This is a genomic window from Streptomyces sp. H39-S7, from assembly GCF_027158205.1.
Classification (GTDB): domain Bacteria; phylum Actinomycetota; class Actinomycetes; order Streptomycetales; family Streptomycetaceae; genus Actinacidiphila.
Genome location: NZ_JAPVLU010000025.1, coordinates 126,878 through 138,719 on the forward strand (window position 1 = coordinate 126,878; position 11,842 = coordinate 138,719).

The 11,842-nt window shown below is 70.6% G+C and carries 14 protein-coding genes and 1 tRNA gene; 3 read left to right on the forward strand and 12 right to left on the reverse strand.

All coding sequences use genetic code 11. The annotated features are described in order from the left end of the window. Positions 1 to 78 precede the first annotated feature (78 nt). Positions 79 to 909, reverse strand: a complete 831-nt coding sequence (locus tag O3X23_RS24310; protein WP_269273622.1) for a glycerophosphodiester phosphodiesterase — start codon at positions 907 to 909, stop codon at positions 79 to 81. Positions 910 to 1,257: 348 nt separating this feature from the next. On the opposite strand from O3X23_RS24310, the gene O3X23_RS24315 reads away from it, so the two are divergent. After that, positions 1,258 to 2,856, forward strand: a complete 1,599-nt coding sequence (locus tag O3X23_RS24315; protein WP_443047952.1) for a S1C family serine protease — start codon at positions 1,258 to 1,260, stop codon at positions 2,854 to 2,856. 117 nt (positions 2,857 to 2,973) lie between these two features. On the opposite strand, the gene O3X23_RS24320 is transcribed toward O3X23_RS24315, so the two are convergent. The 3 genes from O3X23_RS24320 to O3X23_RS24330 form a co-directional block, all read right to left on the reverse strand. Beyond that, complete coding sequence (locus O3X23_RS24320) at positions 2,974 to 3,639, reverse strand: response regulator (RefSeq protein WP_269273624.1); 666 nt, start codon at positions 3,637 to 3,639, stop codon at positions 2,974 to 2,976. Then, complete coding sequence (locus O3X23_RS24325) at positions 3,632 to 4,684, reverse strand: sensor histidine kinase (protein ID WP_269273639.1); 1,053 nt, start codon at positions 4,682 to 4,684, stop codon at positions 3,632 to 3,634. The genes O3X23_RS24320 and O3X23_RS24325 overlap by 8 nt, the downstream gene beginning before the upstream one ends. A gap of 164 nt (positions 4,685 to 4,848) precedes the next feature. After that, complete coding sequence (locus O3X23_RS24330) at positions 4,849 to 5,391, reverse strand: hypothetical protein (protein WP_269273625.1); 543 nt, start codon at positions 5,389 to 5,391, stop codon at positions 4,849 to 4,851. Positions 5,392 to 5,590: 199 nt separating this feature from the next. Here O3X23_RS24330 and O3X23_RS24335 point away from each other — a divergent pair. Continuing rightward, positions 5,591 to 5,677 (forward strand) — tRNA-Ser (locus O3X23_RS24335). 135 nt (positions 5,678 to 5,812) lie between these two features. Here O3X23_RS24335 and O3X23_RS24340 read toward each other — a convergent pair. The 6 genes from O3X23_RS24340 to O3X23_RS24365 all read right to left on the reverse strand — a co-directional run bounded on the left by O3X23_RS24340 (position 5,813) and on the right by O3X23_RS24365 (position 10,753). Next, the gene (locus O3X23_RS24340) at positions 5,813 to 7,192 is read right to left on the reverse strand and encodes a tyrosine-type recombinase/integrase (protein WP_269273626.1); all 1,380 of its coding nucleotides are present in this window, start codon (positions 7,190 to 7,192) and stop codon (positions 5,813 to 5,815) included. Positions 7,193 to 7,253: 61 nt separating this feature from the next. After that, complete coding sequence (locus O3X23_RS24345; RefSeq protein ID WP_269273627.1) at positions 7,254 to 7,442, reverse strand: helix-turn-helix transcriptional regulator; 189 nt, start codon at positions 7,440 to 7,442, stop codon at positions 7,254 to 7,256. A gap of 185 nt (positions 7,443 to 7,627) precedes the next feature. Then, positions 7,628 to 8,800, reverse strand: coding sequence for a DUF3631 domain-containing protein (locus tag O3X23_RS24350; protein WP_269273628.1), 1,173 nt, complete (start codon positions 8,798 to 8,800; stop codon positions 7,628 to 7,630). Continuing rightward, a complete protein-coding gene (locus O3X23_RS24355; protein WP_269273629.1) occupies positions 8,797 to 9,180 on the reverse strand; it encodes a hypothetical protein in 384 nt (127 codons plus the stop codon). The genes O3X23_RS24350 and O3X23_RS24355 overlap by 4 nt, the downstream gene beginning before the upstream one ends. Continuing rightward, entirely contained in the window at positions 9,177 to 10,070 is an 894-nt protein-coding gene (locus O3X23_RS24360; protein ID WP_269273630.1) for a bifunctional DNA primase/polymerase, read from the reverse strand. Before O3X23_RS24360 ends, O3X23_RS24355 begins: the two co-directional genes overlap by 4 nt. Next, on the reverse strand, positions 10,067 to 10,753 hold the full coding sequence (locus O3X23_RS24365; RefSeq protein WP_269273631.1) for an SAM-dependent methyltransferase: 687 nt from the start codon (positions 10,751 to 10,753) through the stop codon (positions 10,067 to 10,069). The genes O3X23_RS24360 and O3X23_RS24365 overlap by 4 nt, the downstream gene beginning before the upstream one ends. Positions 10,754 to 10,864: 111 nt before the next feature. Here O3X23_RS24365 and O3X23_RS24370 point away from each other — a divergent pair, with 111 nt between their 5' ends. After that, positions 10,865 to 11,050 carry a hypothetical protein gene (locus O3X23_RS24370; protein WP_198358448.1) on the forward strand — a complete coding sequence of 62 codons (186 nt, stop codon included), beginning with the start codon at positions 10,865 to 10,867 and terminating at the stop codon, positions 11,048 to 11,050. Positions 11,051 to 11,107: 57 nt separating this feature from the next. On the opposite strand, the gene O3X23_RS24375 is transcribed toward O3X23_RS24370, so the two are convergent. Together O3X23_RS24375 and O3X23_RS43970 are read right to left on the reverse strand one after the other, a co-directional pair. Then, the gene (locus tag O3X23_RS24375) at positions 11,108 to 11,392 is read right to left on the reverse strand and encodes a hypothetical protein (protein ID WP_269273632.1); all 285 of its coding nucleotides are present in this window, start codon (positions 11,390 to 11,392) and stop codon (positions 11,108 to 11,110) included. Between the two features lie 16 nt (positions 11,393 to 11,408). Continuing rightward, on the reverse strand, positions 11,409 to 11,842 hold a 434-nt coding region (locus tag O3X23_RS43970), incomplete at its 5' end, for an RRQRL motif-containing zinc-binding protein (RefSeq protein WP_331283943.1).

The following is an 11,842-nucleotide window of genomic DNA, read 5'->3' on the forward strand; positions in this document are numbered from 1 at the left end:
CAACTGCGATCTATTGGGGCACTCACACCGGTCGAACACGTTCCGAACGCGCCGGTGCACTCCCCGTAACGGGGTGGCTTACCGACCCAATTGGGCCAGCACCTGCTTCGGCCGGTTGGTGATGATCGCGTCCACCCCGAGCCGCGCGCACAGCTCGACGTCCGCCGGTTCGTTCACCGTCCACACGTGCACCTGGTGGCCGGCCCGGTGCAGCCGTGCGACGTATCCCGGGTTCGCCCGCAGGATCCGCATGCTCGGGCCGGCGATGCGCACCCCGGCGGGCAGCCGCCCGTCGCGGTGGCGCGGCGACACGTACTGCATCAGGTAGACGGTCGGCAGCGCCGGTGCCGCCGTGTGCACACGGCGCAGCGAACGGGACGAGAAGCTCATGACGCGTACGGAGGAGCGCTCCCCCGGCGGCGGGGCGTCGAGGCCGAAACGGCGCAGCAGTTCCAGCAGCCGCTCCTCGACCTGGCCGGCCCAGCGGGTGGGGTGCTTGGTCTCGATCGCCAGCTCGACCCGTCGCTCGGTGTCGGCCACCAGCTCCAGCAGCCGCTCCAGGGTCAGTACGCTGCTGCGCTCGTCATCGGTGGTGTCCGGGGCCTCGGCGTCGGTGTGCTGCCCCTTCCACGAACCGAAGTCGAGCGTCGCGAGGTCGGCCAGTTCCATGGACGAGACGGCGCCGCGGCCGTTCGACGTGCGGTTCACGCGCCAGTCGTGCACACAGACCAGCTCGCCGTCCGCCGTCAGCCGGATGTCGCACTCCAGCGCGTCGGCACCGTCCTCGATGGCCCTGCGGTAGGCCGCCAGCGTATGTTCGGGTACGTCCTCGGACGCCCCCCGGTGGGCGACGACCTGGATCGGGTTCCCGTCCGGGAACGCATCCCGGGCCGCATGCGCAGAAGTCACCGGGCTATGGTGCCATCGCTGCGTGTCGTGGCGGAAAGCCGACCGCGCGCGCGGGGGCACTGCCACACCTCCGGCTCCATACGCGGACCATACACAGCTACCGCTTACGGCGGTCCGACACCCCGTGGGAAATGCTGTGTCCAGTCCGACATCCGCGCTCTGAACAATAGGAGAACCGCTGTGAGCACCGAGAACGAGGCCGGCCAGGTCCCGGCTGCGCCCGAGCCCGGCGCGGAGTCGGTCGCGCCGGAGCACGGCGAGCTCTCGAAGGCGGCCCGCCCGGCCGAACCCGCCGCTCCCGCCACGCCGCCCGCGCCCCCGGCCGAGCCGCCGACCGCCGTCCTGCCGGTGGTTCCGCCGGCCCCGGCCGAGATCCCCGCGCCCGCCGCGCCGGTGGCGGACGCCCTGCCCGCCCCGTCGCCGGCTTCCGTGTCGCACGGCGACCCCACGCCGCCCGCTCCGTACCGCGAGCCCGCGGCATCCGAGCCGAGCGCCGAGCACGCCTCCTACACCGAGCCCGCGGCGTCCTACAGCGAGCCGGCGGCGTCCTACAGCGAGCCGGCCGCGTCGTCCTACGGGGAGCCCGCCGCGGCGGACCCGTACGCCGCGCAGGCCCACGCCCAGCAGCCGTACCCGGGCACCCCGCAGACGGCGCAGTACCCGCAGTACGCCGGCGCGTTCCCGCAGCCCGGCCAGCCCGGCCAGCCCGGCCAGCCCGGCCAGCCCGGCCAGCCCGGCCAGCCCGGCCAGCCCGGCCAGCCCGGTGGTCCCGGGGGCCCGGTGTGGGGCACGCATGTGCCCGCGCCGCCGCCCGCCGAGCGCAAGCCGCGCGGCATGGGGTCGCTGGTCGTCGCGGTGCTGGTGGCCGCGCTCGTGGCCGGTGGTGTCGGCGGTGGCGTCGGCTACTGGGCCGCGGAGCACGAGGACAACAACAACTCCACCACCGTCAGTTCGTCCTCGGACCCGAAGGTCCTGGACCGCGCGCCCAACTCCGTGGCGGGCATCGCCGCGAAGGCGCTGCCGAGCGTCGTGACGATCGAGGCGTCGGGCGGCAGCGAGAGCGGCACCGGCACCGGCTTCGTCTTCGACAAGCAGGGCCACATCCTCACCAACAACCACGTGGTCGCCCCGGCGGCCGACGGCGGCAAGCTGACCGCGACGTTCTCCAACGGCAAGAAGTACGACGCCGAGGTCGTCGGCCGCGCCCAGGGTTACGACGTGGCCGTCATCAAGCTGAAGAACGCGGGCGACGCGAAGCTCGACCCGATACCGCTGGGAGACTCCGACAGCACGAAGGTCGGAGATGCCACCATCGCCATCGGTGCCCCCTTCGGCCTCTCCGGCACCGTCACCACCGGCATCGTCAGCGCCATGCACCGTCCGGTCGCCTCCAGCGACGGCCAGGGCGCCAGCGCCTCGTACATGAGCGCCATCCAGACCGACGCGTCGATCAACCCGGGCAACTCCGGCGGTCCGCTCCTGAACGCCAACGGCGCGGTGATAGGCATCAACTCGGCCATCCAGTCCGCCGGCGGCAGCGGCGACGGCAAGACCCAGGCCGGCAGCGTCGGCCTCGGCTTCGCCATTCCGATCAACCAGGCCAAGCGCGTCGCCGCCAACCTCATCGCGACCGGCCAGCCGGTCTACCCGGTGATCGGCGTCTCCCTGGACACCCAGTACCGCGGCGAGGGCGCCAAGGTCACCGAGAACGGCAACGGCGGCAACCCGGCCATCGTCCCCGGCGGCCCCGGCGACAAGGCGGGCCTGAAGCCCGGCGACATCATCACCAAGTTCGACGACACCGTCATCGACAGCGGCCAGACCCTCATCGGCGCCATCTGGCAGCGCCAGCCCGACGACAAGGTCACCATCACCTACACCCGCGGTGGCAAGACCTCCACCGCCACCCTCACCCTCGGCAAGCGCGACGGCGACGAGAAGAACTGACCCTGGCCGTCAGGTCCGACGAGGTGAGGTGCCGGGTCACCCGGCACCTCACCTCATGTCGTTTCCCGCGCGATTCCCTGCAACTGGACGGCTCGACGGCTGGGTGCGCGCGTGCGATCAGGTGAGTCCCGCCGCGATGGCGCGGCGCACGGCGTCGGCCCGGTCGCGGATTCCCGCCTTGGCGAACAGGTTGTTGATGTGGGTCTTGACCGTGGCCTCGCTGATGAACAGCTTCTCGGCGATGGCCCGGTTCGGCAGGCCCTGGCCGATGAGGGTGAGCACCTCGCGCTCGCGGCGTGTGATGTCTTCCGGCAGCGGCTGCTCCGGTGCCGCCGGCTTGGTGCGCACGGAGGCGAGGAGCCGGTTCTGGACCTCGCGGTCGAGCACGGACTGGCCGGCGGCCGCCGCCCGGATGGCCCGGATGATGTCCTGGCGACCGGCGTTCTTGGTCAGATAGCCGCGGGCTCCGGCGCTCAGCGCGGCCAGGATCGAGTCGTCGTCGGCGAAGGTGGTCAGCACGACGACGGCCACCTCGGGGTGTTCCTCGCTCAGCCGGCGGGTCGTCTCGATGCCGTCCATGCGCGGCATGCGCAGATCCATCAGCACCACGTCGACCGGCCCGGCGGCGACCGCGGTCAGCACCTCGGTGCCGTCCGCCGCCGCCGCGACGACGTCGATGTCCTCGGCCAGCGCGAGGACCGCGGCGAGCGGCTCCCGGACAGCGGCCTGGTCGTCGGCGACGACCACCCTCAACGGCGCTTGGCTCTCGGTCCGTTCACTCATACGGGATCCCTGCCTCCACCTGCCAGCCGCCCTGGTCCGGTCCCTCGGTGACCGGCCCCGCGGTGATGGTGCCACCCAACAGGGCGACGCGTTCGCGCATCCCGATCAGTCCCATCCCGCTGCCGACGCCCACGGGCGCCGCACGGGCGGCCGGCCGGTTGCGGATCCTCAGCGCCGTCGACGAGGCGGCGAACGTCAACTCCATCGCGACCTCCCCGCCGGGTGCGTGCCGGGCCGCGTTGGTCAGCGCCTCCTGGGCGATCCGCAGCAGGTTCTGGCTCACCTGGGCCGGCACCTCGCGCACGGTCCCGGTGACGGTGAGGACGTCGTGGTGCCCGGACGATTCGAGCATCGCGGTCAGGCTCTCCAGCAGCGGCAACGCGTCCTCGCGCAGAGCGTGCACGGTCCACTGCGCCTGTTTCAGGCTCTCCTTGACGAGGCTGTGCGCCTTGTCGTTGGCCTCCCGGACCTTCGCCAGGTCACCGGTGTCGAGCAGCGCGTCGGCCAGCTCCAGCTGCATGTTGATCCCGGCCAGCGAGTGCGCCAGGACGTCATGCACGTCGCGGGCGATGCGGCTGCGCTCGGTCAGCACGGCGGTCCGGGCCTCGGCCCGGGCAGCCCGCTCGGCGGACTCCGCCGCCGCGAGCACCGCCTGGAGAGCCCGCTGCCGGCCGCGGCGGGCGATACCGGGCAGCACCGGCATGCCGGTGGCGAGGCCGAGGGCCCAGGGCAGGAGGTGGTAGCCGGGACCGAGGTGGAAGTAGAGGGCGCCGCCGCACAACAGGCTGCACAGCAGCGCGAGAACAAGGGCCGGCCGGGCCTCGAGGCGGTAGCCGATGTGGCCGGTGAGGAAGAAGGCGAAGAGGTAGCCCGATCCGCTGCTGCTGACGCCGATCAGCGCGGCCGCCGCGACGATGCCGAGCGTCAGCCAGTACAGGGCGAAGCGCGGAGGCACTTCGGTCTCGGGCAGCGTCCGGGCCAGCAGCACCGCGCAGTTGATCACGAAGAGGACGGCGACCGACAGTCCGCGGCCGCTGAAACCCATGGGCCGGATCGTCACCGCTCCGGCGACGATGACCCCGATCGCCACCAGCCAGAGCCCCCAGGGGTCCCGCGCGGGGAACGCCCTGCGGGCCGGCGCCTGGTGGGGCGCCGACCCGGGGCCGGGTGCGTTGTCGGATGCGGGCACGGCGTGACGATAGCCCACGGTCAGGCGGCACGTTCGAGGGTGGACGGGCCGCGGTTCATGGACGGGGCGGCCTGCGGGCGGGCCGTGATCCGGCTCCGTACGAAGATCGTGGCAAGGCGGGTGACCACCTCGGTGAGTGCCATCAGGACGAACGCCGCGACCCAGGCCTGGTCGCTGGTGATGTGGTGGGTGACGCTGAACCGGGCCACGTCGTCGGCTCCGCCGTGCACGACCCACAGCTGGAAAGCCATCCGGGCTCCCATGCCGAGGACCCACAGGGCCGCCGAGACCGCACCGGCCTTGATCAGGAGGTGCCCGCCCGCGGAACGGATCCGCGTGTAGACCCCGCCGGCGACGCCGAGGACGGCGCCCGCACCCATGAGGGTGCCGATCAGCACCAGGTCGTTGCCCGCGGTGGGGATGGTGTCGAGGTACGTGTAGGCCACGAAGCTCACGATGCCCAGCGGAATCAGGAAGGACCGGAGGTCCAGGCGCCCTTCCCGCAGTTGCCGGAAGACGACGAGGACGAGGGCGATGTCGGTGATCCACTCGGTTGTTGTCATGCCCCAAGCCTGCTGCCGCACGGCTTTTCGCACCTGGACCCCTGGGTGGAACCAGGGGTGGAGATTCACCGGACCGGCCCGTCCGCGGGCGCTCCGACCGCCCTTTGCGGGAGCGAGCGGCCCAGCTGCGGACCACCGGCCCTCCCGGAGCGCGTCAGACGCTAGGCTGTAGCCGCTCCACCGCAGGTGGCGGGGCGCGGGAGGATTGCCCGAGCGGCCTAAGGGAACGGTCTTGAAAACCGTCGTGGCAGCGATGTCACCGTGAGTTCGAATCTCACATCCTCCGCCCAGGTCAGCTCAGGACCAGCTCAGAAGGGGTGTCTCTCCCAGAGAGACACCCCTTCTGCGTTCACCCTGTCTCACCCTGGATCGCCGGTATCCCGTCGTTGACCAGGGCGTGTGGCCATCCTGTGGCCAGGATTTACGGCGCCGGCCGGTCGTTCCGGCCCTGCTCAGCGAAGCCCTGGTCGATCAACTCGTTCATCCGGTCCTCCTCGCCGTCCAGCACCTTCGCGTAGTACCGCTGGAGCACGGCGATGCTCTGCCCCGCCCGCCGGGCGGTCTCCGCCAGGCTCACCCCGGAGCGCAGCCAGAACGACACACAGGCGTGCCGCAGGTCGTACGGGATAAACGCGAGCGGGGACGCCACCTGAGCTGGTGTGAGTGCCTTCCGCCGTGCTTCCTTCCACACCGCGCCGTACTCCTGCGACCGAACGGGGCCGTTCCGGACGGCGCGGAACAACCGGCCGTCATCATCGGTCCCGAACTGCTCGATGTGATCGCGCAACAGCGTCACGAGCACCGGAGGAATCGGTACGCGCCGCACGGTCCGCCGGGCCCGGTGCTTGAGCCCCCGTTCCTCGTAGGGCTTCCCGTCGTCTGTCCACCCTGAGCCAACCTGTGGACGGGCCCCAGAAAGCTCCACGCGGCCCCATCCCGTCTCGGGAAGCGTGCACTGAGCCTTGCTGAGCACGGAGACTTCCTCCGGCCGCATGGCGGCGTAGTACATGCAGCCGAAGAACGCTTCCAGGTGCTCCCCGCGAGTCCCCTGCTCCCGGACGGCTTTGAGGAGCGCGGCGGCTTGAGAGGGAGTTGCGACGCTCCGTTCGTCCAGTTCTTCTACGGCCTTGGGCATCTCCCAATGGACACGGCTCAGAGGATTGCTGGGCAGCAACTCCTTCTCCACAGCGAGGCGCAAACAGTTGCTCAGCACCGCCCGCCGTCGCCGGACGGTGTTTGGCGCGGCAGGCTTCCCGTCTTTCTTTCGCGCCAGCTCATCGAGCACCGCGCGCATCTTCTGTGCGCTGTCGAGGTCGATGACGGCCGGCGCGTTCTTCTCCAGCCAGGCCAGGGCCTGAGCTTCGGCATCGGGCGGTGTGGCATCGTGCCGACCGGCGTTGAATGCCCACTGGTAGAGAGCACGTCGCAGCAGTTCGGGGTCCGGGCGCCCCTTGCCGTTCGGGCAGAGCGCGAGGGTCGCAATGGTCAGGCTCTCGGCGATACTCGCCCGGTGCTTCGCCGCAGCCGTGGGCCACTTCATGGCCACGTGATCACGGGCGTGCGTGTACCAAGACGTGCGGTTGAGCAGGCGAAGTTCAGAGACGGGAAGCCCCGTCTCGACGTCGAATGCCTCCCCGCTGGTGGTCGCGGTCACCAATTGGGCCCGACGGGCGTCCGCCAGGGTCTTGGTCAGGAAGGGCGCCTGATGGACCTGGCCGCCGACCTTCCAGCGAAGTTGGAACGGGGCGCTCTTGCTTGCGCGGGAACGGATGCTCCACACGCGCACGTCATAGCTGTGCATGCGTTCCTCCATGCCGAAGGGGCCCGCCGGATGGCAGGCCCCTTCGGATCGTTGCGACGAATCAGGCGGCGTACTGCTCGCAGGACTCCAGCCACGAATCAAGGTCGTGGCGGCGTACCCGGAGCTGTCCGTTCGGGAGCTTGATGAGCCGCGGACCCTGCTTGCGGGCCCGCATCCGGTAGAAGGCGGCACGGCTCATGCCGATCTCTTCCAGCACTTCGGGGAGCTTGAGCATCTGGGGGCGTGCCATGACTGCGACTCCTTCGCGAAGCAGCGAGGCGGGCGGTTGCCCTCCCCTTGTCTCCCAGGTCCGCTACATCCGCTACGCCGCTACATTGCAGGTCAGCGGCATGATTTTTGTAGCGGACGGGTCTGATGTAGCGGCTACGCCCATTCGCGGGTGTGGGGACGTAGCCGCTACATCGGTCGTTGCCGCTACAGATTTAGGGCCTCTGACCTGGGCTGTAGCGGCGTAGCGGATGTAGCGGCCGTGGGGGAAGGGCAGTAGCGGGTCCAGGCGTCTTCCAGGTCTGCGGCGAAGAAACCTTTGAGGATGCCGCCACCGGTGCGGATGTTGCGCGAGGCGACAGGGTCGTTGTCGGCGGTCATGTACTCGCCGAGCATTTTGGACAGGCGCCGGTTGTCGAGCGGCTTGCCGTTGAGGTCCGCCCAGGGGGCGTCATCGAGGGCGTTGAGCCGGTCGAGAATGGCGATGGTTGGCAGGCGATCAATGCCGATCAGGACGTGGTCCCGCAGATCGGTGAGCAGGCGGATACCGAGGCTGCCTTTGTCGTTGGCCTGTGAGGCTTTGACCAGGGTGACGCAGGCTTCGCGGGCCCGGGTGGGCCAGTCGCCGCCCGCGGCGTCCGCGACGGCCAGCAGTCCTTCCCATACGTCGGCGGGCCGGTCGCTGACCCCGTCGGGCATCTCGGGCCAGGCCCCCATGACCCAGCCGCGCGCCTGTTCCGCCCAGTCGGCGAGGCGGTCGCGCAGCGCGTGACCTTCCTGCTCATGCAGGCGGGCGCGGAACGGCTCGACCGTCTCGTTCCTGGCCCGCCGTCGCATGCGGATGATGACCGAGCGGGTCAGGATCGTGTCCGGCAACGAGCCGAGACCGGCCACGGCGACGGCGGTGTAGGACGGGAACGGCGTGACGGTCTGACTGTCGCCCACGCACCGGTAGGTGACTCCGGTCCGGCGGTGCCCTGCGTTGAGGAAGCCCCGCAGTTCCTCGTTGTCTCCGGCTTTGGGCCCGAAGACGGTGTCGATCTCGTCGAACAGGATGGTGGGCCGCCCGTCCGGTCCGGACACCGCCCGGAACAGGGCGGCTGCGGAGGCGTTCACCGCGACCATGGGTCGCGGCACGAGTGTTTCGACGATCTCCAGCGCTCGGGACTTCCCGGACCCCGGTTCCGGGGAGAGGAACGCGAGGCGGGGTGTGGAGTCGAAGCAGTCGAGCAGGTGGGTGTGCGCGTCCCAGAGGGCGACGGCGACGTAGGCGGCTTGGCTCGGGAAGATGTTGAAGCGCCTGTGGAAAGCTTCCACCTCGTTGAGGAGGCTCGCGCCGTCGATCGGGCCAGGGGTCTGCTGTGTGCTGCTGGTGGTCATGCGGCGTGCCTCGCATCCGGTTCGACGGCTTGGGGGTTGATGAGGGGGCAGGCGGCTTGGTGCCGCTTGTGGGCGAGGATGAGTTGTTCGGTGTTGGCCCGTCCGACGGCTTGGCGCTGGTAGCCGCACTCACACCACGACCACCCGGAGGGAATGGCGTCCCAGTACGGCGGGGCGATGATGCGCAGCACAGCCACCACCCGCCGGGCGTCCTGACCGGTGCAGGTGTGCGGGTCAGGGACAACAGCAGAGCGGACGCCTTCGGCGACGACCTTCGCCGCACCGCGGCCGGACGGACCGCGGGCCGGTTCGGCGGGGCCGGGCTGGCCGGGGGTGGTGGTGAGGCTTTTCAGGTCGGGGCGGGGTCCGGGGGAGGTCACGCAGCCTCCCGGGGCCGCACGGTGCGCAGGGAGTAGTTCAGTGCGCTGGTGATGGTGGTGCGGCACTCGGCAGCGGTGAGTCCCGCCGCCTCGCCCGCGCCCTGAAAAGCCGCTTCTACGGTGCTGCGGTCGATGTCGTGCCAGGCGACGAACCGTCCGATGCGGATGACTGAGGCCAGCAACTCCCGGTTGCGCGACCCGATTGCGGTGCGCGCGGCCACGGTTGCGGCTTCCCGTTCGAGCGCAACGGCAGCGCACCGCGTGGCGTTGCGGACGGGTGCGGGCCGGAACGGGGCTACTGCGGGCTTCTGAGGTGCCGTGAGGGCGGTTTGAAGCCATTCGGGGAGTTTTGTAACCGGGGCGTCGCACAGGACTGTGTACGCGCCTGCGGGGGTGGTGCTGCCGGGGGCGACGACTTGTCCGCCCCATGCCCGGGTGTCGATCTTGGGTGCGAGGGTGCCGACGGTGCTGCTCAACCGGACCCCGTCCGGGGCGGTGAAGTACAGGTGTTGGCCGCCGCTTGCGGTTCGGATGCGGCGGGTGGTGGGGACGGGCTGCCCGGCGCGCTCGCAGAGCGCCAGAAAGGATTCCGCGCCGTCAGGCGTGCCCTTCTCGTCCTTGGGCTTGAGCGTGTCGAGATCCACCACGATCAGCCCGGCGGGGCCGGTGGCGATACCGACGTTGAACGGCCGCACCGCCCACGCGAGCTTGATGCGGTCCGGGTCGGTGGTGGCCTGCTGCTCCCACCGTTGGTGACCGGCCACGCACGGGCCAGTGCGGGCACAGGAGGTTTCGCCGTGCAGGGCGGGCGGCTTGTCGCCGACCCGCAGGGGGATGACGGGCCAGCCGCGTTCGGCGGCGGCCAGGGCGGCTTTCAGCAGCTCGTTCATGCCGCCACCTCCAGCGCCGGCGTGATGCTGGTCAGGAGCTGGGTGCCGATCCATGCGCTGTAGGCGGGTGGGATGCATTCGCGGATGCCGTCGCGGTTCATCCATGGCACGCCCATGACGCGGCGGGCCAAATCGACGCCGGAGAAGTTCCCGACGTACTGCCCGTACCAGCCGGGCGGGACCGGGCGGCCCATCTTGGCCTGCGGCGCGGTGTGGACCGGGTGGGCGGGTGCGGTGAAGGTGAAGCCGCCGCCGGTTTCGAAGTACCGGTGCCGGTAGGTCTCCAGCCCAAACATGGCCCCGCACAGCATCACCGGCTGATGAAGCTTGGGCAGGGCACCTTTGACGTTCTCCATCACCCATGGCCGCCCGGTGGATTCCAGGGCGGCGCGGGTGGGGGCGATCAGGTCGGGATGGTCGCGGTTCTGGAGGCGCTGGCAGTCACTGTCGTGCTGGCACGGCGGCGACGCGTGGATGGCGTCGAACTTCGCACCGTGCTCGCGGATGAAGGCGACCGCACCGCCTTGGATGAAGGTGAAGGGGTAGCTGGGCTGGGGGTTGAGGTCGATGCCGGTGATGTCGAATCCGGCGTCGTTGTAGCCCTTGCCGGCGCCGCCCTGGCAGCAGTACGCGTCCAGCAGGCGGGGCCGGCGCGATCGCCGGATGGGGGTGGGGTGGGTCATGCTGGTGGTTCTCCGTCCTGTGTGGATGGGGAGGACCGTGGGCGGCGGACTGTCTTGGCTGGGAGGACGCCGCCCACGGGTGTGCCCGGGTGTAGGGGGATGGGGACTGGCATGGGCAATCGACGGGTCTGGTTCGGGTCGATCGGCGTGTATCTGCTGACGGTGGTGGTGGGCACCGTGGCGGATCACGCCGTGTTGGATCAGGGTTGGGGCGAGGCCGCGCGCATGGCGGCGGTGCTTGCGTTCATGCCGGTGGTGGCGGTACTGGCGGCCCGGTGGCGCAACCGGATGCGCTAGTCCCGCAGTCGGGCTGTGTGGCGGAAGTCTCGGGTGGGAGGACGCCGTCCACGGGCGTTACTTGCCGCGGGTCCAGGGGAAGGGCGGGAGGGTCTGCGCGCGCTGGTAGGCGTCGATCGCGGCGCCCGCACCGACGCGCGACGGGCCCGGGTAGACGCGCCCGCCGTCGAGACTGGCGAGCAGGCGAGCGGCGTGCAGGACGCATCCGAGGGCACCCACCGTCATGGTGTCGCGGGCGCGGCTCATGAACCGGTCGCGGACCTCTACCGCATCGTGCGGTCCCTCGCAGAGGGCAGGGTCGTCGGGGTGCGCTGCGTTGCAGCGCGGGGGTAAGGCGTTCACGGTGTCTCCGTTCAGGTCAAGGGGCGGGGTGGCGGTCGTGGCAGGGCACGCAGGTGCCGAGTGAGCGGGAGATGACGTATCCGCGGTCGGTTCGGCAGGTGGGGCAGGTGCGGCGGGCGCGCATCATCGCGGCGTGCGAGCGCCAGCGGCCCGGGGTCATCGGGCGGACCGGGTAGGCGGTGGCGGGGTCGTAGAGGTAGGCGACGCGTCGTCCGCGGCGCCAGCGGATCTCGCCGACCACGTCCGCGCGGGCGGCGCTGAGCCCTGCGCAACGCAGTTGGCGGCGGGTCATCAGGCCGTGCGGGGCGAGCCGGTAGCGGTAGACGGAAAGCAGCGGGTTCGCAGATTCTGAGAGCTGTCTGAGCACGAACCCGCTGCTGGTTGGGGTGTTGGGGTGGGTGAAGCGGCGGGTTGCCGCTGTTATGCCTGGGTGGGGTCGATCGTGAAGCG